This window comes from Bradyrhizobium barranii subsp. apii (genome assembly GCF_011516635.5).
Classification (GTDB): domain Bacteria; phylum Pseudomonadota; class Alphaproteobacteria; order Rhizobiales; family Xanthobacteraceae; genus Bradyrhizobium; species Bradyrhizobium barranii.
Genome location: NZ_CP096255.1, coordinates 304,926 through 328,382, shown reverse-complemented (window position 1 = coordinate 328,382; position 23,457 = coordinate 304,926). Strand labels below are relative to the sequence as shown.

The following is a 23,457-nucleotide window of genomic DNA, read 5'->3' as shown; positions in this document are numbered from 1 at the left end:
CTAGTGGATTGACAGGCGGCGGGCCAGCGCCTATCTCACCATACACAACTGTACGGACGAAGCTTCAGGGAGCTGTGCCGATGCGTGATCTCTTGCTCCAGTGCTCCGGCGTGGTGGCCATTGCCGTGGCCCTCATCCATGGCGTTCTCGGCGAGACCAAGGTCTTTGCCCGCGCCCGCATCGAGCCGGAACGGCTCCGCACCCTAATTCGCCTGGTCTGGCAGGCCTCGACCGTCGCCTGGATCGGTGGCGGCGTGCTCCTGGTCGCGGCGCCCTGGATGGAATCAGAGCTGGCGCGCCGCTGGATCGTCGTCACCATGGTCTGTGTGTTCGGTTTCTCGGCTGTCGCCAACGCGTGGGCCACGCGCGGCCGGCACTTCGGCTGGATGGCGCTCAGCGCCGTCGTTGCGATGGCGGTTGCCGGCTATTGAGGTGCCGCGCACAGAATGCCGGCCGTCAAACCGTGAGGCGTAAGGCCGCAGCGGCCGCTCAAATGCCTGCTGCCTACGGAGCCAACTGATCTTTTCCGGATCGTTAGAATAACTCTAAAGCCATCCGCGTCCAAACCGGATTGACTTCATCATCGCCTTTGCTTCCCTCGCTCCCGCTTCGCGCCACGCGCGCACACGACAGAGGAGGAGACGTTCGTGAAGGTCATTCGTGTTGTTGCAATTGCACTGACGGTCGGCATGGGTATGAGCTCGGCGGCCATGGCCGACGGGTTCAAGGACTGCACCAAGCTCGACAAGGCGTCGTGGAAGCCGGCCGCCGAAGCCGAAGCCAAGGCCAAGGCGCTGGGTTACGAAGTGCGGCGCTCCAAGATCGAAGGTTCGTGCTATGAGGTCTACGGCGTCAAGGAAGGCAAGCTCTACGAGCTGTTCTACAGCCCGGAAGATCTTAGCCTGAAGAAGACGGTTGCCAAGTAAGGTTTCAAGCAAGGTCTTGAGCAAGGCTTGAGGATAGTCACGGCTTGATCGATGAAGCGGTGCCAGAAACGCGCGGGGCGTCCGACGGGACCCCCGCGGATCGAACGGCTTCGCGGACGGTTGCAGTCTGGGACCTCCCGCTACGCCTCTGGCACTGGGCCCTTGCGGTCAGCATCTTGGCCGCGTGGTTCACGCCCACCGTCTACGATACCCTTCACCGCATCGTCGGCTATACGGTGCTCGGGCTTCTCGCCTTCCGCCTGGTCTGGGGTTTTTGGGGAAGCCGCTATTCGCGCTTCCGCATGGTCGGCATCCGGCTTCGGGTCGCGCCACACTATCTCTGGAATCTACGCCGCGGCATGACTGGCCGCTATATCGGCCTCAATCCAGCCGGCACCTTGATGCTGGTAGCGCTGCTGCTGGCGATCGCCATCTCGGCCATCACGGGGGCGATGTCGGTGACCGTCACCTTCTTCGGCCTGTGGTGGGTCGAGGATACCCACGCGATAGCATCCGACGCCGTCATCGTGCTGGCCGTGGTACACGTGCTGGGCGTCGTGCTGATGGGACTTCTCCAGCGCGAGAACCTGATCCGCGCGATGTTCACCGGACGCAAGCGCATCCGCCATCATCAATAGGGTTTTTGAGGCGGCGCTCTCTCTTCGTCATGGCCGGGCTTGTCCCGGCCATCCACGTTCTTTTGTGCCTCTCAGACGTGGATGCCCGGGTCATCGGCGAGCGAAGCGACGCCGTCCTTCGGACGGCTATGCCCGGGCATGACGGAGCGTGACGCGGCAGCGCGCCTCTCACTGCAACGGCGGATCGCCGCTGGTGCGCTTCTTGGCGAGATCCATCTCGGTCACCGCGATCAGGATTTCGGCGCGGGTCTTCAAATCCGGCGCCTCCAGCATGGCCTGCTTTTCCGCGGGGCCATAGGGCGACATCATCGCCAGCGCGTTGACGAGCGCTTCGTTGGGCGCGCTCTCGACGCCTTCCCAGTCGACCTTGAGATTGTTGGCCTTCAGGAAATCCGCCAGCACGGTCAGCAGCGCCTCGCGATCGACCTCGTCCTCGCCCATGCGCGCGGTGAAGTCGTCGAGGAAGGTGAAGAAGTCCACCTTGCACTGGCGGTAGGCGGTCAGCACTTCGAGCTCCTTGACCACCTTGAAGCGCGAGACGCCGGTGAGCTCGAGGAGGTAGCGGCCGTCGCCGGATTCGGCGAGCTGGGTGATGCGGCCGACGCAGCCGACGCGGAACAGCGCCGGCCTGTCGGAATTCTTCGGCGAGTGCGCGACGTCGGGCTGGATCATGCCGATCAGGCGATGGCCGTCGCGCAAGGAATCGTCGACCATCGAAAGGTAGCGCGGCTCGAAGATGTTGAGCGGCATCTGGCCGCGCGGCAGCAAAAGCGCGCCCGGCAGCGGAAATACCGGAACGATCTCCGGCAGGTCGGCGGGGCCGCGATATTCGATGTTGATCGGCATCTGGACCCCGCTAGACTCGCTAGAGCATGATCCGGAAAAGTGTGAAGCGGCTTTCCGACAAGATCATGCTCCAACAATAACCCTTACGAAAACAGGATCGTCGACAAGCGCTTTCGTCCCTCGACGGTAGCATCATCCGTGCCACCCCAGGCCTCGAAGAATTGCACGAGCTGCTTGCGGGCGCCGTCGTCGTTCCACTTGCGGTCGCGCTTGATGATCGCCAGCAACTGCTCGGTGGCCGCCGCCCGGTTGCCTTGCGCATTCAGCGCGGTCGCAAGGTCGAAGCGTGCCTGATGATCGAGCGGGTTTGCGGCGACTTTCTGTTCCAGCTCGGCCACCGGCCCTAGCTGCTCCGCCTGCTCGGCGAGATCGATCGCGGTCTGCACGGCCTTCACGGCGGGGTCGTTGCGCCTGGATTCCGGCACCATCGCCAGTGTCTGCTTGGCCTGCTCCATCGCGCCGGAGACGGCGTAGCATTTCGCGAGTCCGGCCAAGGCCGCGATGTTGGTCGAATCGTGCTGCAGCACCTCGGCATAGATCTGCGCGGCGGCGGCGGCGTCCCCTTCGGCGAGCACCGCCTCGGCCTCTTGCAGGATCTCGGCGATATTGGGCTCGCCCGGCGCCGTCATGCCCTTGGTCACCTTTTCGATGAAGGCATTGACCTGGCTCTCCGGCACTGCGCCCATGAAGCCGTCGGCCGGCTGGCCGTTGACGAAGGCGATCACAGCCGGGATCGACTGGATGCCCATCTGGCCTGGAATCGCCGGATGCTGGTCGATGTTCATCTTGACCAGCTTGACCTTGCCCTTGGCCGCCTTGACCGCCTTTTCCAGCACGGGCGTGAGCTGCTTGCAGGGGCCGCACCACTCCGCCCAGAAGTCGATCAGCACCGGCTGGCGCTTCGATTCCTCGATGACGTCCTTCACGAAGGTCTGGGTGGTGGTGTCCTTGATCAGATCGGCCGCGGCCGCGCCCGCCGCTCCGTTACCCTGGTCGATGATCGTCACGGGATCCCCTCGTCTGATGTCTGGAATGGCGGCTCTTTAGCACGTCGCCAATTCATATGCTTCGTTGTCGGCTCCTAGATTGGGCCGAATGGGCCGAATTTCAATCCATCAGGGCCGATTCGCCGGTTCCGGGACGTTTTCGGGCGATTTGGCCGCATTCGGGGTCCATATGGGCCCTTCAATTGCGAATCTATGCTGCCGGTAGCTGTTGCATTCGCCGTCCGCTTTTGGCATACGACAGCCGTTGCCGGCGCGTCATGCGACCGACACAGGATGCGGGTGTAGCTCAGTGGTAGAGCACGACCTTGCCAAGGTCGGGGTCGAGGGTTCGAGCCCCTTCGCCCGCTCCAGATTTTTCTTGGCAACCGAATAGCTTAGATCCGTCTCTCCATCCCCTGTATTCTCGTTGTTGACTTCGGGGGAGCGACCGGGGGAGCGCTAGCGCTGAGCTCGGTTCGTATCGCTAGTTCGAATCCCTCTTGCTCCGCCAGCCAGCCAAAGTGATTTCGTACTTCGATGCGGAGACAGCCCGAAAACTCGGCCGTTTTCCAGCGTTTTGCCCGCCAGAGAGACCGCGCCGCCGATCAAACTAGACGCCCGACAGGCCCGGAGAACCGAATTTTCTCCGAATCTTTAGTACCAAGCGAATCAGTCTAGTAGGGCATTTTCCGAGGGATCCAAGCGTTCAGCGGGGCAGCGGTTTGGATCTCTCTCGCTCAACCGAGATGACAGTTCCCAGAACTGGAATTCGCTAGTTCGATACCTGCCGCCCCAGCCCGGCATTCATGCGTCCGGCCAAGCTTCTCAAGAAACGCGAGAGTGGCCGGGAAAATCCGGCATTTTCCACATTAGATTTGTCTCCCGGCTGCTGGTTCGCCGATCCTGAGGTGCAAATTGCTGAAAGTCTCCGGCCTTGATGGCGAATATTCTCGTTTTGCGGAAACTATCGCCGGAGACTACTTTGATCACGACTATCCACCGCCCGGCTGCCCCCATTGAATTTCGGTTGCATGCTAGAGCAACTTCCGCGAGAAATAAGGCAAGCATTGGCCGGTTCTGCTTCGGCGGGAAGGCTCTGGGGGCACGTCTATGGAGGGGAAGGCTGAGGCTCGGCTTGAGGCTGAGCGGCCTTGGCAGGCTGATTTGTGCCAGTTCTTCACCCGCGACAAGGTCGTGGAGTTGTGCCTCCGTCACGTGGCTTTTCCTGAAAATCTCCTGACGATGAGATTGCTTGAGCCGGCAGCCGGCCAAGGTGCGTTCTTTTTGCCGTTGCTGCCTCGTTTGGTTGAGGCGTGTCGGACGCAAAAGAAGACGATGGATCTCCTGCGGCCGGTCATTCGCGCCTACGAGATTGACGGGGAGGTCGCGACGAACCTTCGCAGGCAATGCGCGACGACACTTGAAGAACTTGATGTCCCGCGCGCGAAGGCAATGGAAATCGCGCAATGTTGGATCAGGAACGAAGACTTCCTGGAGGCGCGCCCAAGACAGCGCTTTACGCACATTGTCTCCAATCCTCCCTATATCCGGTGGGATTCGATCCCGGCGGCTCTGCGCGATGTCTACAAGACGCGGTTCAACTCGTTCAAACAGCGAGCTGATCTGTATGTAGCGTTTATCGAACATGCGCTTGGGTTGCTTGAGCCCTACGGTCAGCTCGCCTTCTTGTGCCCCGGCACTTGGACACGGAACGTCTACGGCAACGCCATTCGCGAGGCGTTCACGTCGCAAGGACAGTTGAAGACCATCATCGATTTCAGCGACGTCGATAGCTTTGAGACATCAGCCGATGCGTATCCGCATTTCTTTGTCTTCCAAAAAGATAGTGCTGGCCCGACTCAAATATCGTCCATGATCGGGTTCGACAGGATTGAAAGGTCAGGCAACGCGGTTGTTAGGACTTTTTCGCCGTCCGCTTCACCTCTTCTGCTCACGCGCGATTTTGCGGCGCAGAAAGCAGTCAAGGCGGCGCGGCGGCGCTTTCCGAAGCTGGAAGATGTGGGCTGCACTATCCGCGTCGGCTCTGCGACCGGGTGCAACAACGTGTTCTTGGGAAGCGCGAAAGACATTGCCATCGAGCGCTCCCGCTTGTTGCCATTCGTGAACGCAAGCTCGATCCACAACGGCAAAGTTCGATGGGTGGGCACGCAAATTGTCAATGTGTTCGACAAAAACGGAAAGGTCGTGAAGCTATCGAAGTTTCCGCGGATGGCCGCGTATCTCCAAAAAAATAAGAAGCAGCTCCAGTCGCGAGCGAAGGCCAGTCAATCCAAGGTCTGGTGGCGCACGATCGATAGTCTGCATCCCGACTGGTATGCATCGCCCAAATTGCTCGTTGTCGATGTGTCGGCGTTACCCGTCATAGGTATCGATACGACCGGCTATTGCGCAGGTAGCGGCGTCTATCAGATTAAGAGCGACGAGTGGCCGTTGGCCGATCTGTTGACCTTCTTGTCGGCGGGAGTCCTTGGGCTATTCGTTGCGACCCTGTCGGCTGGGGCGACGGCCGGATTTCATCGGTTCCAGAAAAGCCAGATCGCGGCTGTCCACATGCCAAGATGGCCGGAGTTGGCCTCCGACTGGAAAGCCAAGTTCAAAGTTGCGCGCAAGGAAAAGAATGGCCGCGCGGTTCTAAAACTGGTCGCGGAATTGTATGAATGCGAAGCAAGCCTGCTTGAAAACTACGTAGCCCGCGATTGGGACGCGCTCTGCTCCAAACGGCCGAAAAAGTAGGAGCATCGGATGCCCCCCCTCCCTTCCTGGTCTGAAAGGTTAGCAGAGGCGGCGGCATCCAAGCGCGAACGAACGAAGCTATTGGTTGATCGTCTGCGAAATCGGGCAACGACTGAAACGGCGCAAAAGGCGGTGCCGGCCCTATCCGAGCAATCCGTTGAGCCGCCTTCGGGCAGTTCCATTCTGAAAGATCGCGACTTCACCGTCGCTACTGTCGAGCCCAACGAAGATCTCACGCACTTCATCGATCTGCTTGATGAAGTGGTATCGAGCGACGAACGCGTCCATGTGGCGCTGCTTTGGCCGCACATTCCGCCCCGTGCGATCCTGCCATGGATGCTGCGCGAAGTGAGCCGGGGACGCATTGAACAGCCCGTTCGGACGTTGCTTTTGAACATGGGGCGGCCCGCGTTGCAGGCTGTGGCCGACATTGGCGCGCGTACGGAGAAGTTGCACGCACGAGGGCTTTTCCGCAGTGGTGTCGTTGGCGCTAACGTGCCGGGCGCTATCAGTGCCGACGCGCTCTTCTATATGTTTCTCGGCGATCGGCAGACCAAAATTGAATCAGTCCCTTTGGTATCGATTGTGCCGCATACGGTTGCGCTTAACGACGGTATTTACTGGCGGGACTTCGACGAGAAAACCCTCAAAGGATTCAAGCGTCTCTATCCCTCGGGGCGGCTAGACTCCGTTCGCGGATACCTCGATTTACTGGGCTCGGCGGCGCGAAGTCCGGCTTTTGCCTTTCTTCTGCCGTCGCACTTCCCGGACCTCGACCGCGAGCGCGCTTTGCGTTCCTTGCCCGGCTCGATTGATCTTGCCGTCATCGACATGACGACGCACGCACTTCGTGGCCGTGATGCAAGCGCATTAATACGCATATTTGTCTCTGAATTGTCCGAAACGCTGCGGCAGCCACCAAAACGGGTATTGATCCTGGCGGATTGCCCTCTCCGTTATTCGTTTATCCGAAGGTCTTTACGGACCTATCGTGGCGCCGGAGCCCTTGGATCGCGAACCGAAGGTCACCGCCTTGTTTGGGCGACTCGCGGGCGCGGCTTTGAAGCGCCAAGTGTGCGCGAAGCAGCGACCCAACCCACCGTCGAAACTATCGGATCGAAGGAGTGCGTGATCGCGACCCGACTTTGGAAGCATGCAAAGCAGCTTGATGAGGGAAATCCTCTCGCCTCGATGCTCGAGCAAGGCGCCATCGCACTAAAAGGAATGGCCCTTACGGCGTCCGGTGCGGATGCCATCCTTGCGCCGTACACTGACGTTCATGACGTCTACCATCGCGTGAAGCGTGAACGGCATTCGTTCGAGCCTCACTATAACAAGGCGATGGCGAGCGTTGCTGATGGGAATGCAGGTCCCTGGCGCGATGCAATGCAGGCGGATTTGGCCGAGGGCTTGGTACTTGCCGGGGCGCTCCGGGCGGAAACACCTTTGATGCGCTACTTGAAGCGTGTCTTGACGGAGATTGATCCCGGCAATGACGTGATTGTTGTGCTACGTCATCCCGAGGATGCCCAGCAGGCCAGCGACCGCCTCTTGGATTTCTTGACGGCGCCCGGGTCGTTTGAAGCGGGTGTTCCGGAACTGCGTGTCACGACGCTCGGTCACTATACGTCCGAAGTTCAGCGCAAAAAGCCGACCGTCGTCATCTGGGCAGCGTCGGCGGATATTGGGGCGCGAAGTTATATCGGCGACGCCTACTGTCCCTCGCAGTTTAGGCTTGTCGTCGCGGGCCACGATGCCTTGACCTTGAGCCGCGTGCTCGAGGCTGCGGTTGCCGGCGAATACGCACTTTATGCGGAGAGGGTCGGCTTACTACGCAAGGCATTGCCTTGGGTCGCCAAAGAGTACGGCGGTCTGTCGGTGGCCCATGGCCTAGACTCAGACAGGTCCCGAATTGCTTTGCCGTTCGTGGGGCACGGCTTCCTCGTTTTGGACGGCTACGGGAAAATTGCAGCCGGGCCGGGATCGCAGTTCTATGTGCTCGATCCTGCCTCGCACCGATTGGCGCCCAAGGAAGCGCGATCAATCGATATAGGCGACGCCGTGTTCGTCATGCCGGATGTGATACGTGAGGAAATAGAGGCAGCGCTTCGCGAAAAGGATGACAAGGGGCGCACGCTCGAGCAGGCGTTGGTCGATCAATACAAGGCCACGGTGAAAAAAGGGATTGAGACGCTGACGGCTCAATTCGGTGTCAAAGGGCTAACGGCGCGCGTTCATGACATGCTGTTTGAGCAAAATCCGGGGCTTCCATCGATTAGTAAGCCTGCGGTGGAATATTGGCTGCGGGCCGCCGAGCGTTCGGAAGTCGATACTCCACATGCCGCGATCAACCCGCTCCACATCGAGGCTTTTTTGCGGTTAATGGGCGCAGGCGTTCTAGCCCGCTCTCTCACCGACGCCGTCAGGATCGTGCGTACGGACCTCCGACGCGATGGTCATACCAGTCGCGGTCTGTTCGATCGTCTTTTGCTCGATGAGGACAGTGTAATCCAAGGTCCACTGTCATCTTTTGCAAAGTTGCAGGGTGTCCGCCGCGCCGCGATGGAGAGCGTGTTTCCGGTACTCGAGAAGCATTTAGACAACGCCAATTCAGCCAGCGCGAATGAACCGATCTTTCAAATGGCGGCGCGATGACCCAGCTCCTTTTCCCAAACGGAAACGACGTAACACACACGACCAAAGAGGCTGTTGCTTCCGCAATCCTGTATCAAGCCTATGATCGGTTAAGAGGCGCAGGGCCTACTGGACGTATCATTTACCGCGAAAAGCCATCGCGGGTCATTCACACGCAGCATCTCTTGCCCCGAAGGCAACCCTCGTCCGTCGCCGTAACTTACGCGGAGAAGGACGACGTCACCTCTCCAGTCCACGTTGGAACGGCAGGTCTTACGTTCCAAATTGCGGATCGGACGCATGCGGCCATCACTGTCGGCATTCGGGCCTGCATCTATCTTCGCATGCTGCCGTCTGCCGCCGACCTCTCGGCCGCGAAAATCGTGTTTAGGCTGTCAAAGAACGCGCGATCAATCATCCTTCGGCATCGGCGTGAAGCGCTGAAAAGGGCGGAAGATGAAAATCGCGCGGTATTGGGCGAGGAAGGCCGCAAGAGCCCTAAGTGGCTTGAAATAAAAAACCGGGTAACGGAGGAAGCTGAGGGGAGCGCACTTTTAGAGCTTGGGATTGCGGGCGCGATTTTGCAATCGCCGACGCGCCAGGACGTACTTGTTTCCATCCTGGCCGAAGGTGACGAAGGACCGACTTCGGATGATCCGGCGGTCGAGGAAGAACAGGACGCGGCAGCGGAAGCGCCGGCATCGGATCAGCCCGACGACGGCTTGTCGGACACCGCAATCGATGCGGACGAGCAAACGGTTCAAACGACGGCAGCCGGCGACGGGGATACTTTGAAGGCGTTCGAATTCGCCGTCGGCCCGGGCGATGCGAATGCGCCGCCGGATGCCTTGATTGAACGTGAGCAGATATCCCAAAAATGGCTCCGGGTGCCGGTTGATCTGGGAGAGTTTCGGATTGATCTTTCGTTAAGCGCCCCCGAGATCGACCGCGACCTCGCAGCATTTAACGCCAAAATGATGCGGCGCATCGAGGCGGTTATCGACGCGTGGCAGGCGGACAATGATCCCACAGTTGGTGGATTGCTGTGGGGTTTTCCTGGTGGGCGGGGAACCCAGTCGCGGACAATTACCCCCGCCGATGTGGTCGGATGGGATCAAAGCCTTGCCGGGCTACGAACGAACCGTCGCGTCGCGCGGCCTACCATTATTCCCGTTTTGGAATACGAAAATCTGGAAGACCCGCTCCGTCCCGATGAACGAACCGTTCGCATCATTCTGGCGAATGAATCCGATCTCTTAGTGTCTGTTCCAAAACATGTTGAGTCGAATGAATCGGTTGTGATTCAAGGTGAGCGGCCTGATTCGATGGGGACGCGCCGCCAATGTGGACTACCGAGAACCGTGCACGCTACGACCGCAGCCGCCTGCGCTATCCGAGCGACTTGACCGACGAGGAGTGGGCGCTGATCGCGCCTCGCATCCCGCCGGCCAAGCGCGGCGGCAACAAGCGTACGGTGGACCTGCGCGAGATTGCCAACGGGCTGATGTACATCCTGAGCACAGGTTGCCAGTGGCGCGCGATCCCCAAGGACCTGCCGCCGCGCTCGACGCTGTATGGCTACTTCGATCTGTGGAGCTGGAACGGCACGCTCGATAAAATTCATCACGCCCTCTATGTCGAATGTCGCGAAAGGGCCGAGCGCGAGGCTTCTCCCACCGCCGCCATCATCGATAGCCAGAGCGTGAAAAGCGCTGAAAAAGGGGGCCTCATGATCTCCATGGCTACGACGCGGGCAAGAAGATCAAGGGCAAGAAGCGGCACATTCTCGTCGACACGCAAGGCCTCTTGATGCACGCCATCGTGCATGCGGCGGACATCCAGGATCGCGACGGCGGCGTGCTCCTGATGGCAACGTTGTTCGGCCTCTATCCCTTTCTTCTGAAGCTCTACGCCGACGGCGGATATCAAGGGCCACATTTCCAGAAGGGGCTGCGTAGCGCTCTGAAGCGCGTGAACCTCGAAATCGTCAAACGCTCCGATCAGGCTCACCGTTTCGTCGTCTTGCCCAAACGCTGGATCGTCGAGCGTACCTTTGCCTGGCTCGGGCGATGCCGAAGACTGTCCAAAGATTGGGAATGCTTCAATCACAGGGCGCTCGCCTTTCTCAAGCTGGCCTCCATCCGACTCATGCTGCGAAAGCTATGCAATCCAAGGTAATCTTTCCGGACAGACTCTTAGGTCCACGACATGGTTGTCGTCGACCAAAGCACTCCCATGGAACGAGCATCGATTGCTCGGGGGCTTATTCAAACTCCTAACACACCAAGCTGTCAGACGTCGGGGGCTTTGCCACAGCTGACGCTCGAAACAGAAAATGCACGACCGTCGCCACCGACTTATGGCCGCGTCGGCAGATTCTAACCAGAATTTCGGCCATTGGCCTGCCTTACAAACGATTGGTGGATGTCCCGCGAACTTTCGTTCAGACAGTGGCGGCTTCTTCTTGAAACGGCGAGCAGGAGCTCAACCTCCGCAGAGTTAGGTCCCGGTACGACAACCTCCACATCAAGCAACGGGTTTGCCAGTCCGGCATTCGGAAGGGGAGCCGAGGGGTATTATTTCTGAGTTTCATCGATCGGCCCAAAAGCGCACGTCGGCTTTGTCTGAAGAGTTCGAGTACATCACAGGTCCCAGCCATCTGCGGCTTCGGAGCGTAGAACTGACCGGTCGCGAGTACGGCCAGATCGACATGAGTGAATCCGGAAAACGCCTTAACCGCCTTCACCAAAAAGTGCCGGTACTCAGGGCAAAACGAAATCGGGTACTGCTATGACTGCAGCGAAACAGCCATCACCTCGCGTCTCCTGCGTCGTCCTTTCCGTGAATCAAGTCGTGGATCTGAAAGCGCTTGGATAAATCCCATCCTTTGGGGATACGGGTGCGGTCGCAAAGCATGCAGCGGCAGGGCCGGAAGCTTTTCGTCCTCTTTTTTGATAGGAAATCGCGTACTGCGCCAGTCGCGCTGCCTGACGGGTGAGGAAGTGCCACAACGCGTCTTGGATCGATCCCCGCAGCCTTAGCCGCGTAGCGGACGATCCTCGGGCCTTTTTGGCCAAGCGCCACGATGTCGGCATCGGCCGAAATGCTGGCAAGCTCCTCCGCGAGACAGGTTTCTACGTACCTCCTAAGCTCCGGGTGTGCGAGAGAGTCGATTTGATTGTTGAATAGTTTGCCGTTGATGAACGTCGGGTATCGGATCGTTGACGTGAAGTGCACCTTGGACGCCTCTTTGGTCCAAAGATCGTCGATGTCCTCGATGCCAGCGCGTTCGGCCAAGCCACTATGTTCCAATATGGACTTTAAATTCGGTTCGATTACGTCGCCGCGGAATGATGCCTCGGCCTTTATTCTTTCAAGATCTGCCTGATGATTTTCTCCCTTGGCCACGGCTCTCCGCACAGCTTCGTAGCTACGCTGCACTTGGTTCGGCCCTGGCGTCACTCCGACGACAACGATCCGGGCGTCTCGGTTTACGTAATCAAACGGAGCCCAAAGAATCTCGATTCCATAAGCATCGTGGGCCCCCAAGCGAAGGATAGAGACGGAGCGCATTTGGCTTGTTTAGTTCTCCCTCCAAGTCATGGTCGGAGAGTGCCAGCAAGGTGTTCATCATCACATTGTTCAGGTCTGAGAGTATGCCTTCAGCTCTTCTATAGTTCGCGGCAGCCTCGGCTTGGCGATTTTGCTTTTTATGAGAACCGCATAGTAGCGGGTGGCGTGGCCATCTTGCCCCCAAACGAAACCGCCATTGCCATCCGGTTCAAGCTCCCGAGGAGTGTAACCTTCGTTTGCTGCCTGCAGGCTGTGAAGACGGAAATTGTAGTTCGGGTGGGTCTTCGCGTGATTTGTGAGCCCTTTACCAATGAGCTTCATCGTTTCATCGATTGCCGCTTTAAAGTGTGCTTCTTCGTAACGGCTCTTCGAGCCTGGGATATGGACCTGGAACACTGCTGCTCCCCACACACGGCTCGCAAACTCTGGCTTAAGAGCGTCAATCGTATCCGTGATTTTGATAAGGTCGGCAGCAATTCCTCGCACCGTCTTTACGCCGGTCTTGATCTCTATCATCGCAAGTGGCGCAAAATGGTTGAACAGCACAGCGACGTCGGTGCGCTTAGAGCCGAACTTCTTGATTGGACGTCCCGACCTCCGCATGGTCAGACCATTCGCAAAATTGCGGTTCAGATATTCAACCTCGACCTGATAATTCTGCTCGATAAGCTCTCTCGCGAGATCAGACGTCAGCATGTACTCGGTAGTGACCGGACCTCCATGATAGTCGGTGATATGAGCAATCAGATCGATGGATCGCTTGACCCCATTTTTTAGCAACGAAAGCAAGTCGGCTTCAGCAAACTCATCCTGCATTCAAGCACCATACTGTGTCTGCGACAGTACCTAACTCTGACTCGGAGCTCAACCTGCGCAGAGTGAAGCCCCGCTCTATCAAGCTCTTGAAATCCTGAAGGATTGATCAGGTTGGGTAAATAGCGGGGAGCAGGAGGGGATCGCCCCTCAACAGACTTGCCTGTGGGCAACGCTGGATGCGGCGATCAGGATGGCATTTCGGACCGTTCGCAAATCGAACGTTATGGCACAATCTGACCGACTGATAAGCTTTGTGAAACGTGCGGCGCGAAGAGAATATTATGGCGCGTTGTCCGAAAACCGTTGAAAAAATCCTAAGTTCTTCTGGTTTCCAAGCTTAATAATTGCGAATTGGCTTTCCGACCGATTGAACCGCTAGCAGCACCGAGCGCATCTGCTTGGCGGTCTCACCACGCACGAACACGCCACACTCAAACGACCGCTCCAACGCCGACCCCATAAAGTTGCTTGAGCCAACATAAAATTCCGAGTCATCGGCGAGAACGACTTTGGCGTGAAATGTCTCGCGGCCGGACGGCAACGATGAAGGCAACGCGTATTCAATTACCGACACGTTGAGACGCCTGAAATCCGCTGCGCGTGGGTTGAACGCGTTCCCGCATTGCGGCTCTGCCAGCGGCCGGGCAATCAGGACACGACGTACCTCCGGACGGCAAATCGAAAACAACTCCACCATCAGTTCGGCCCCTTGAGGGTCCATAAACGGGGAAAGAATGACCAGTTCCTGCTTGGCTGCGGATTCCGATTTATTCCGGCCGGGTATTCCGACTTGAAGCCGGCCATCGTTCCGATTTGAAGCCGGCCACGATTCCGAAATGAAACCGGCCGGCATTCCGATTTGAAGCCGGCCGGGTTTTGGAAGTCGGCGTTTTCGTTTGGGTCAGTCCTTCAGGCATCAAGTCCCTCGTTGATCCACGAGGGGAAGCGGATGCCGGCCAAGAGAGAACTGACCATGCGACAGATACGACAGATGCTGCGGCTTGCCCGTGATGGGGTGAGCGCCCGGGAGATCGGGCGCACGCTCGGGGTGGCGCGCAGCACGATCCAGGACAATCTCAAGCGTGCCTCGACTGCCGGGCTGGCGTGGCCTTTGGCGGGCGATCTGACCGACGCCGTTCTTGAACAACGTCTGTTTGCCCATGCCGGCGTCAGGCGCGGCTTCCGCCGGCGCCGGGAGCCGGATTGGGCCTCGCTGGCCTGTGAGCTGAAGCGGCCTGGCGTCAATCTGATGGTGCTGTGGGAGGAGTACCGGGCGGTCCATCCGGAAGGTTATGGCTACAGCCGGTTCTGCGATTTATTCCGGGAATTCGAGCGGCGGCTGTCTCCGACGATGCGGCAGGACCATCCGGCCGGCGACAAGGTCTTTGTCGATTACTCCGGCAAGAAGATCATGATCGTTGATCGCGCAACCGGGGTTGTGCGCGACGCGGAGATCTTCGTCGCCGTGCTTGGCGCCTCGAATTACACCTACGCCGAGGCGACCTGGACGCAGACACTTCCGGACTGGATCGAGGCTCATGTCCGAATGTTCCGGTTCTTTGGCGGGGTGCCACGCCTCGTCGTCCCTGACAATCTGAAGTCCGGCGTGCACCGGGCGTCGTTCTACGACCCCGAAATCAATCGCAGCTACGGGATGATGGCGTCCCATTACGGCGTTGGCATCCTTCCGGCACGGCCAAGAAAGCCCCGGGATAAGGCAAAAGTGGAAGCCGGAGTGCGTTTTGCCCAGACCTATATCCTCGGGCGGCTTCGCCGGCAGACCTTCTTCTCGCTGGCTGAGGCGAATGCGGCAATCGCCGCCGCGCTGGAGCGCATCAACGCCCACGTCATGCGCCGGATCGGCGTCAGCCGCCGACAATTGTTCGAGACCGTCGAGATGCCTGTCCTGGCGCCGTTGCCGGATGCCGACTATCAGTTCGCGGAATGGCTCCTGGCCCGCGTCTCGCTCGATTATCACGTCGAGGTCGACGGCTTCTTCTACTCAGTTCCACACGGCCTGATCCGGGAGCAGGTCGACGTTCGCGCCACCACCCGGACCATCGAGTTGTTCCATCGGGGTTTGCGTGTTGCTGCTCACCAGCGCCGTTATGGCGGCCGCCGGCACGGCACTGATCCCGATCACATGCCCAGTGCGCATCGGCGTTACGCCGAGTGGACTCCCGATCGATTCCGGCGCTGGGGGCGGTCGATCGGGCCCAACACCGAGGGGCTCGTTCTCGCCATCCTGGCCAATCGGCCTCATCCCGAACAGGGATTCCGGACCTGTCTCGGCGTGCTTCGGCTGTTCAAGGATATTGATCCCGAACGCGCCGAGCTGATCGCGGCCCGCGCGGTCGCGGTCAGCGCACTGACCTACAAGAGCATCGCCTCCATCATCGCCAACAAGCTCGAACGCAGTTCTCGCGATACCGAGGACGCGATCATCGAACATCCCAATCTGCGCGGCCCCGGTTACTTCCATTGAAAGGATTATCCAGCATGCTCACCCATCCCACCCTCGACCTGCTGCATAGCCTTGGTCTCCACGGTATGGCCAAAGGCTTCAAGGACCTCGATGCCCAGTCCGAAGCGCGCAGCCTCGAACACGCCGAATGGCTGGCGTTGCTCCTGGAACACGAGAAAACGCTGCGCCAGCAAAAGCGGTTCGAAAGCAGAGCTCGAGCCGCCAAGCTGCGTCATGCCGCCTGCGTCGAGGATGTCGATTACCGCGCTATCCGCGGCCTCGACCGCACGCTCTTTCTAAAACTCGCCGCTGGCGACTGGATCCGGGCACGACATAATCTCCTTGTTACCGGGCCGTGCGGCGTCGGCAAGAGCTGGCTCGCTTGTGCCCTCGGCAACAAGGCTTGCCGAGACGACTTCTCAGTTGCCTACCATCGTGTGCCGCGTCTCTTCGCCGCTCTCGCACTCGGCCGCGCCGATGGCCGCTATACCAAGATGCTGCGGGCGATCGCACGACTTGATCTGCTGATCCTGGACGACTGGGGACCAGAACCTCTCGACGCCGACCAGCGCCGTGATTTGCTCGAAATCGTCGAGGATCGATACGAAGCCCGCTCGATTATCGTCACCAGCCAGCTGCCCGTCGATCGCTGGTACGAAATCATCGGCAACCCCACCATCGCCGACGCGATTCTCGATCGCCTCGTCCACAATGCCTACCGCATCGAACTCAAAGGAGAGAGCCTCAGGAAGCAGAAGCAACCCGCTCAAGATCAACCGGTCTCTTGACCTTCCCAGCCCTCGACGACATCATGAAATTGACCCATGCGAACGACGCCACGGGTGGCCGGCTTCAGATCGGAATACCCGGCCGGCTTCGAATTGGAATGCATGGCCGGCTTCGTCGGAATCCGCACTTGGCGCCACGCGCCAAATTGAAGAACGCATCACTCGTTTGAAACACAACCGGCGGCAGCGCCTGCGCGTCGTCAATGGCTCGACGAAGGGCACTTTTTAACCCGGGTTCGGTGAGCACAAGCCGAACCGCGTCACGATCCTTATGGACCCGGAGATAAGCGGCAATTCCCCGGAGATTGTCGGCCAAAGCCGTGAGCACCGAAGCCGACGCGACCGGCCGGGTCGCAAAACTCGACCGGACGGCAAGGCCATTTTCTATAAGCGACCGACGAACGATCGCAACATGCTCCGCCGAGACGTCTCCCAAACGGGACGAAAGTTCACGATCCGAGCTGTCCATCCCCACTGGGGTGTCAGCCAGATGGGCGACGATCCGCGCAGCCTGCGTGGCAAGCGGATAAAGCTCGCTCACAAGCGCATCAAAACGGCGATCATTGACCGGCTCTGGCATTTTCAAGCGCGTATTGGAGGTAGCCTTTTATGCGTTCTTCCCCGACGATGAAGTCGGGTCGGCCGCGACCAATGAGGGTGGAGCGGCTGAGATATTTATTCGCTGTCAAGCAAATGACCTCCGGAATCATGATGCAGTCAGGGCACACCCCGCCCTTCGTCATGCACAGATTTCCGAGATTGCAGCCTAGCGAGGTCGGAAAGTTTCGCAGATACGAGAGGAATGCCTCGTGATGATCGCGCCACAACGCAGACAAATCACCCAGATCAAGGGTCATTCCATTCCGGTAGACGACGAATCCGAGATCGCTCGGAAACAGGTATTCACCGATCGAACCCAGATCCAGACCGGAAAACTGCTGAATTCCTTGCATGATGTAGTGCGCGTAGGAATGGAGCAGCGCATAGGTCATTTTGAAAATTGTCGGGTCCGACTTGCGGTCATGTTCCTCAAGATAACCGGACATGATCTTTGCCGAACTCAACATCGCAGCCGCAAAATTGTCGGGATATTCCGCGAGAAGGCCCGCGTCGGCGCATCCTAAATCGGGCTGCAGAAGCCACGACCGGACAAGCGCTTCATCAAGCTGGAAATAAAAGGCCTCGTTCGACTGTTCGAGAACATAAACTGGGTGGCGCGACTCCTGAGCTGTCTGCACCTTGGGGAAAAGGTTCAAGCGAACCGGCATCATGCGGCCGTGCTTTAGGATCTTGGGGGTGTTACCAACCCGAGAGTATCCGTAACTGAACTTACACAAGTCAAACTTGCTGATCAGGCCGGCACGCCGCACGCCCAAGAAGCGCATGGCCTCCTCCGCGTTCTGGACCATTGTTGCCCGTTGCGGCGAACTTGGCGGCACGAGCCATTCGTCGGGGTTTGTGAAATCGACGTAACTGGCCCGGCCCCCAACAATCTCGCCGCGAAGTTTGGTTCTGGTGAGCGCGGAATGTTCAACGAGAAGCCTGAAAGGATCGTACTTTCCAGTCCACTCGTGCCGCTGTTGAAGCTTCAAGAGGATGTCAAGCGGTAGCGCGGCGTTGCGTTGCAGCCACCCAGCTTTCTGCCAATTGGCGAGCCGCTCGGCCCTCATCTTGACCATCAGATCGGCCACCACTTGGTTCTTGCTATCGGTCGCCAGCTTCAGTCCTTGCAATATCTCATCGAACTCCTTCGCTTCGGCTCCCCGCTCCTTTGACAAGAGCTGAGCGGTTACCTCGGCATCGCTCAGCGGTGGCCCCTCCAACCCGACAAGCCGCTCGATCACACCGGGAAGAAGGTGGGTCTGTCCGGGCTCCAACGCCCTCGATCCCAGAGCCTTCCGGAAAGGTGATAAATGTGTCCGACTTCACGAAATAAGCTGATGATGCGGCGTAGTTGATCTTCTCCATAGACGCTTCGCCGACGATGTTTCCGCCCGGCCCGATGGATGACGCAATGCGCCCCAGCGTCTCATCACACTTCTCAACCCAAGGGTCCGGGTTCTTCGTCCCACAATTGGCGCAGGAGAATGACCAATTCGAAAGCGCCACTTGATCTTTGTTGAGGACGAATTGGCGACTGCCACACTTGCCGCAGATGGCATAGCGCTTTATCGGGCGCCGGGTCGCCTGGTCATAGACCGTCATATTGGGACTGGCTGCTTTCCAAGACCCCGACCAGTGGGCGAAGATCACGTCAAGTTGGCCCCACGAACAATTCGACGGATCATTGGGGCGTTTGGGGTGTGGACAGGCTTCGCTAAGCTCAGACAGCCGTTGTCCCATCTGCTTGGGGTTTGCAGTCGCTTCGATCAGGCCGCACTCGCTGCAAATCAGCGTTGTGGGCCGTGGGAGGTACCCCATCCGGTCGGGCTTCAAATAAACAAAAGCTGTGGGTCTAAAGCTGTATTGTGTCCGTGAGGTATCCAGGAGCGACACGTCTACGCAAAATTCGGGCAAAGGCGCCGGAACATTGACCTCGTTTTGCCGGCAGGTGATCGCTTTGTCGAACCAAGCGCGCGCTGCTTCGTCGATTCGCATTTCGATTTGAACCTTGGTCGTTTGTTCCGGCCGTGCCGTCGTCGCGCTAGGTGACGGCATGGCCTGACACGCGCCCGCAGCGCCTTCAAACGTGAAATGTTGCCCCGGCGCATAGCTCATCGCTATTTGCGCTTGGGAACGGCTCATTGAAGGCCCCTTGGCATCCGCTTCGCGGGCAGTGTCGGCGGGTTGTCTAGCCATTCTTCCTCATTCCCCGGTTTCCCCGGCGGTCCAGCTGTTATTACCCCGCATAAGTGCCGACATCACACGACCCAGATCGCTCATTCGAATGCGGTCGGATCCACTTCCAACGCCGCCTTCAATCGAACCAGCTTCGTTGACGTCGCGCAGGCTTGTCATCGGGCGGGTTAAAGGGGCGCCCGGTTGCCTGAAAAAACTATCTAGATTTTCCGTTTTCCAATTGGACTGCTCCATCGCGGTCGTTGCATCGTGGAAGAGTTGATTGATCCGCTGCCTGTAGAAATCCTTGTTGAGTGGCGAGGTGCCGTGTTCAAGCCCAATGCCATCCACGACAAACTGACACAGCTCATCAAGGAGATTGATGTGATCCGTCCGCGATCTCTCACCAATCTCACCGACGTTATCCGGCTCGGCCAGCGACGCCTTTTCTAGGTTTGTGCGCGCGCGGCTCATCTCCGTAATGTAGTCAACCCCGCAAAGTTTGAGCTGCAAGAATGACGCAAGGGTGCGCGTGATCGCGTTCTCTGCCCAACGCTCCACCGGGGCCGCATCGATCATGCGTTCCAAGAAACGATGGAAGATATCGTGGATTTCAACGATGTAGCGGTCGCGGCGCTGCTGTGGCGTCGGAATAAGAATACTCGTACCCACGTGCGTTCGACCCACGCGCGATGATGCTTGGATATATTCGGCAATGTCCGCAGGCTGTCCCGCAAAGAACATCATGTTGAATTCGTCCACGTCCACGCCGTGGGAAATGGCGGAGGTCGCAATCACGCCTCGAAGCGAGTCCCGCAGCGCCTCCGCTCGGAATGGCGACCCGACCGCTGGCTTTTGACCTGCTTCCGTGACGATCGCGTTGATCAACCCGGCATCGATTGCTCCCGTGATAAGGGCCGTGCGGACGCCCGGGATGTCTTCAATTCCGGCCAGCTTGTGATCACGGCGAATGACGTCTTGCAGGGCGGCTTTCACATTGTCGCCTCCCTTTTTATTCGTCACGTAGAGAAGGGCAATGCGATCAAGATCGACTGCGTAAGCGATATCGGAATGGCCAATATTTCGGTCGAGCAGAATGGCGCGGTGGCCATCCCGGAAGATGTCCGGTGGGAGCGCATCAGCCAACGCTTCTCGGATTGCCCAGCGCCCGGCATCATCGCCCTCGATCAACCCCTTCATTACTTGCGTGATCGTGAGATGAAATGCCGACAGGATCGCTACCGTTGCAGCCGTGTGCGTGCGGCCATTGGTCATAAGCGAAACATAGCGGCGACGCGTCGGCGTTCGATGCTCGGAGTTATCACTGGCATCCCGCACCGGATCGCCGCTATCCGGCTCGCGGAGCCTCGCGTAAAAACTTTCGTAAAGATCCGGACCCGGTTGGGGGAAAAGAACGACCTGACGCTGATAGATTTGATCAATCTGACGTGCGGGGTCCGAAACCGTTGCCGAAGCCGCGACGATCCTTGGCGGGCGCGCTACACCGTCTTCCTTGATGACCTGGTCACCCAGAAGCGGTGAGAGGGTACGAAGGGCATGGAGAAACGTTGTTTCAAACAACCCCGAAAACGTGCCAAGCGATTCGTCCAACAGATGGGCTTCGTCTTGGATTTCAAGAACAGGATATGGATCGAAAAAGAGCTTTCTTCCGTCCCCATAGAAGGGAAACACCCCCTCACAGCCAGACGCATCGGGTCCCCGCTGAAACTGATCACGGAGCCACGGCGAGACAAGCCTTCCGGAGTCCCGGTGTTGCCAAGCGGCAAATCCGAACATGCCAAGAACACGGATAAGCGTCCTGGCGCTCTGCCCAATCAGCGCGAGTTTATCCACAGTGCCTAGCAGGACCGCCGGCGCATATGCATAGATGTCGGAGTCCATGATGTGAATGGGAAGCGGATGCGGCTGAACCGTCGCGCCGTGGCGCCCGTTCCATGCGCATTCCCGATTGAAGCAGCAATGTGCAAGGCGCTCCTCTGGAGGCGGCCCCTCACGGAAACGTCGCAGCCCAATGGTCGATGTCTTCTTTCCATCCGCACCCGTAAGTGTGCCGGAGCAGAACGGGCAGCTCGCTAGCCGCACCCACTTCTTCCAGTAGATGCTATAGTCGCCGCGCCGCAGAGATACTTCGTCCCAGTCGTTGGTGAGGGTCGGAATCTCCGAGAAGCCCCGGACATTCCGGTTATTCGGCGTGTTTCCGCCACCAACCCAAAAGCCAATGTCGAACCCTGCGCCTTTAAGGTCCAGGCCTTGACGCTGCCAAGACCACCGCACTTTATAAGCTGCCGCCAAGACTTGAGAGAGGCGTTGGGCCTGCTGGCTGGTTAGCAGGCGCAATGGATATCGCACGAGCGCGGTGACGCCGTGTTGCTTGCCGCACAGCCTGTCGAAAGCCAGACAGAACACGAGCAAACCAAAAAAGCTCTCGGACTTTCCACCGCCCGTTGAAAAGTAAAGCAGAGAGGCCTCACGGTCGTCCTTCGCTGTTACGGCAGGGCTGCTTTTCCAACACTCGATCCGCGAGACAATCGCCGGAATTTGCGACAAGATGAATGCGATCTGAAACAGCCGCCACCCTTTGACGTTTGCGTTTTTATCCCTCCAGAACTCACCAAACGCTTGATTCATGAACCGCCAGGCGGTCAATGGAATTACCTCGGGATCGGTCGCGGTTTTTCCGGCGGCTTGCGCCGCCACCGCTTTTTCAAGAATGCCCACTCCACGTGCGATTGCGTCCCGCTCCCCAGCCCAACCGCGAAGATCGATCGATTCAAATTGCGCTTTTTCACGTGCGTAGTCACTCGCATCGGCAACCGGATCGAGCGAACGGGCATAAGGTTGGGAGGCTTCAACATCCCTCAACCAATCGTCGAAGGCACCAAGGAGTCCCCTTACGATACCAAGCCCGCCGTCATTCGACCCAAGCGCGTCAAAATTCGGCGGCGTTGGCAGGTCGAACTGCCTGATAAGAGGCTGGTAATAAACGGGCAGCGACGTCGTCTCCAGAACCGCTGCATCTGTCAGACCGCGGCGTCTAACACCGCAATTGATCCCGAGCGCATCATGGGCAAGATAGCGATTGTATCGGTAGGAAGGCGCGATACGGTCGAGCCTGATCGGCCGGTGCACTCCCGGATCGAACCCAATCGACATTTCGACCTGATAAAGCGTGGAATCAGTTTCCCGCGCCAAAGCCAGCTTCGCATCTAAGAGTCTGTCCGGAACGATTACCTTGGATTGCATAGCTTTCGCAGCATGAGTCGGATGGAGGCCAGCTTGAGAAAGGCGAGCGCCCTGTGATTGAAGCATTCCCAATCTTTGGACAGTCTTCGGCATCGCCCGAGCCAGGCAAAGGTACGCTCGACGATCCAGCGTTTGGGCAAGACGACGAAACGGTGAGCCTGATCGGAGCGTTTGACGATTTCGAGGTTCACGCGCTTCAGAGCGCTACGCAGCCCCTTCTGGAAATGTGGCCCTTGATATCCGCCGTCGGCGTAGAGCTTCAGAAGAAAGGGATAGAGGCCGAACAACGTTGCCATCAGGAGCACGCCGCCGTCGCGATCCTGGATGTCCGCCGCATGCACGATGGCGTGCATCAAGAGGCCTTGCGTGTCGACGAGAATGTGCCGCTTCTTGCCCTTGATCTTCTTGCCCGCGTCGTAGCCATGGAGATCATGAGGCCCCCTTTTTCAGCGCTTTTCACGCTCTGGCTATCGATGATGGCGGCGGTGGGAGAAGCCTCGCGCTCGGCCCTTTCGCGACATTCGACATAGAGGGCGTGATGAATTTTATCGAGCGTGCCGTTCCAGCTCCACAGATCGAAGTAGCCATACAGCGTCGAGCGCGGCGGCAGGTCCTTGGGGATCGCGCGCCACTGGCAACCTGTGCTCAGGATGTACATCAGCCCGTTGGCAATCTCGCGCAGGTCCACCGTACGCTTGTTGCCGCCGCGCTTGGCCGGCGGGATGCGAGGCGCGATCAGCGCCCACTCCTCGTCGGTCAAGTCGCTCGGATAGCGCAGGCGGCTGCGGTCGTAGCGTGCACGGTTCTCGGTAGTCCACATTGGCGGCGCGTCCCCATCGAATCAGGCCGCTCACCTTGAATCACAACCGATTCATTCGACTCAACATGTTTTGGAACAGACACTAAGGATTGAATCTCATGGAAAACAATAGACAGCAACGCACTTCTTACATTCGGTCATTCGATCGGCGTTTCATGGTTCAGATTGAG

At 58.6% G+C, this 23,457-nt stretch carries 16 protein-coding genes, 1 tRNA gene and 2 pseudogenes; 10 read left to right on the top strand and 9 right to left on the bottom strand.

Translation table 11 applies throughout. The annotated features are described in order from the left end of the window. The first annotated feature begins 80 nt into the window (after positions 1 to 80). From HAP41_RS01515 to HAP41_RS01505, 3 genes are all read left to right on the top strand, one after another. Positions 81 to 431: a hypothetical protein gene (locus tag HAP41_RS01515; protein ID WP_166062954.1), complete on the top strand. Its 351-nt coding sequence runs from the start codon at positions 81 to 83 to the stop codon at positions 429 to 431. Positions 432 to 647: 216 nt separating this feature from the next. Beyond that, positions 648 to 926: a PepSY domain-containing protein gene (locus HAP41_RS01510; RefSeq protein ID WP_028150199.1), complete on the top strand. Its 279-nt coding sequence runs from the start codon at positions 648 to 650 to the stop codon at positions 924 to 926. A gap of 44 nt (positions 927 to 970) precedes the next feature. Continuing rightward, positions 971 to 1,564, top strand: coding sequence for a cytochrome b/b6 domain-containing protein (locus tag HAP41_RS01505; RefSeq protein ID WP_175617961.1), 594 nt, complete (start codon positions 971 to 973; stop codon positions 1,562 to 1,564). 168 nt (positions 1,565 to 1,732) lie between these two features. Here the strand turns inward: HAP41_RS01505 and HAP41_RS01500 are convergent, their stop codons facing one another. Continuing rightward, positions 1,733 to 2,410 carry an LON peptidase substrate-binding domain-containing protein gene (locus HAP41_RS01500; protein WP_085403060.1) on the bottom strand — a complete coding sequence of 226 codons (678 nt, stop codon included), beginning with the start codon at positions 2,408 to 2,410 and terminating at the stop codon, positions 1,733 to 1,735. Positions 2,411 to 2,493: 83 nt separating this feature from the next. Then, positions 2,494 to 3,417, bottom strand: coding sequence for a thioredoxin (gene trxA, locus HAP41_RS01495; protein WP_166063017.1), 924 nt, complete (start codon positions 3,415 to 3,417; stop codon positions 2,494 to 2,496). 275 nt (positions 3,418 to 3,692) lie between these two features. Between trxA and HAP41_RS01490 the strand changes: the two genes are divergently transcribed. The 5 genes and pseudogenes from HAP41_RS01490 to HAP41_RS01470 all read left to right on the top strand — a co-directional run bounded on the left by HAP41_RS01490 (position 3,693) and on the right by HAP41_RS01470 (position 10,962). Then, positions 3,693 to 3,767 (top strand) — tRNA-Gly (locus tag HAP41_RS01490). 739 nt (positions 3,768 to 4,506) lie between these two features. Further along, positions 4,507 to 6,150 (top strand): Eco57I restriction-modification methylase domain-containing protein, encoded by a 1,644-nt coding sequence (locus HAP41_RS01485; RefSeq protein ID WP_166063060.1) that lies wholly within the window; start codon positions 4,507 to 4,509, stop codon positions 6,148 to 6,150. 9 nt (positions 6,151 to 6,159) lie between these two features. Beyond that, on the top strand, positions 6,160 to 8,805 hold the full coding sequence (locus HAP41_RS01480) for a hypothetical protein (protein ID WP_166063075.1): 2,646 nt from the start codon (positions 6,160 to 6,162) through the stop codon (positions 8,803 to 8,805). Next, positions 8,802 to 10,190, top strand: coding sequence for a hypothetical protein (locus HAP41_RS01475; protein ID WP_224580540.1), 1,389 nt, complete (start codon positions 8,802 to 8,804; stop codon positions 10,188 to 10,190). The genes HAP41_RS01480 and HAP41_RS01475 overlap by 4 nt, the downstream gene beginning before the upstream one ends. Then, a pseudogene (locus HAP41_RS01470) lies at positions 10,127 to 10,962 on the top strand (IS5 family transposase). The gene HAP41_RS01475 and the pseudogene HAP41_RS01470 overlap by 64 nt, the downstream one beginning before the upstream one ends. Before the next feature lie 633 nt (positions 10,963 to 11,595). Here HAP41_RS01470 and HAP41_RS01465 read toward each other — a convergent pair. The 3 genes from HAP41_RS01465 to HAP41_RS01455 all read right to left on the bottom strand — a co-directional run bounded on the left by HAP41_RS01465 (position 11,596) and on the right by HAP41_RS01455 (position 14,026). Then, positions 11,596 to 12,192, bottom strand: a complete 597-nt coding sequence (locus tag HAP41_RS01465) for a hypothetical protein (protein ID WP_166063108.1) — start codon at positions 12,190 to 12,192, stop codon at positions 11,596 to 11,598. 234 nt (positions 12,193 to 12,426) lie between these two features. Further along, complete coding sequence (locus HAP41_RS01460; protein ID WP_166063137.1) at positions 12,427 to 13,173, bottom strand: hypothetical protein; 747 nt, start codon at positions 13,171 to 13,173, stop codon at positions 12,427 to 12,429. Between the two features lie 337 nt (positions 13,174 to 13,510). Continuing rightward, positions 13,511 to 14,026, bottom strand: coding sequence for a phospholipase D-like domain-containing protein (locus HAP41_RS01455; protein WP_224580541.1), 516 nt, complete (start codon positions 14,024 to 14,026; stop codon positions 13,511 to 13,513). Positions 14,027 to 14,146: 120 nt separating this feature from the next. On the opposite strand from HAP41_RS01455, the gene istA reads away from it, so the two are divergent. Continuing rightward, positions 14,147 to 15,658, top strand: a complete 1,512-nt coding sequence (istA, locus tag HAP41_RS01450) for an IS21 family transposase (RefSeq protein ID WP_166105319.1) — start codon at positions 14,147 to 14,149, stop codon at positions 15,656 to 15,658. A 14-nt stretch (positions 15,659 to 15,672) separates the two neighbouring features. Then, positions 15,673 to 16,425, top strand: coding sequence for an IS21-like element helper ATPase IstB (gene istB / locus HAP41_RS01445; RefSeq protein ID WP_166057122.1), 753 nt, complete (start codon positions 15,673 to 15,675; stop codon positions 16,423 to 16,425). Between the two features lie 64 nt (positions 16,426 to 16,489). Here istB and HAP41_RS01440 read toward each other — a convergent pair whose 3' ends face one another. The 4 genes and pseudogenes from HAP41_RS01440 to HAP41_RS01425 form a co-directional block, all read right to left on the bottom strand. Next, positions 16,490 to 17,005: a hypothetical protein gene (locus HAP41_RS01440; RefSeq protein ID WP_224580542.1), complete on the bottom strand. Its 516-nt coding sequence runs from the start codon at positions 17,003 to 17,005 to the stop codon at positions 16,490 to 16,492. Next, positions 16,986 to 18,302 (bottom strand): hypothetical protein, encoded by a 1,317-nt coding sequence (locus HAP41_RS01435; protein WP_224580543.1) that lies wholly within the window; start codon positions 18,300 to 18,302, stop codon positions 16,986 to 16,988. Before HAP41_RS01435 ends, HAP41_RS01440 begins: the two co-directional genes overlap by 20 nt. A 928-nt stretch (positions 18,303 to 19,230) precedes the next feature. Continuing rightward, a complete protein-coding gene (locus HAP41_RS01430; RefSeq protein WP_224580544.1) occupies positions 19,231 to 22,467 on the bottom strand; it encodes a DEAD/DEAH box helicase family protein in 3,237 nt (1,078 codons plus the stop codon). Beyond that, positions 22,452 to 23,287, bottom strand: a pseudogene (locus HAP41_RS01425) (IS5 family transposase). Before HAP41_RS01425 ends, HAP41_RS01430 begins: the two are co-directional and overlap by 16 nt. Positions 23,288 to 23,457 lie beyond the last annotated feature (170 nt).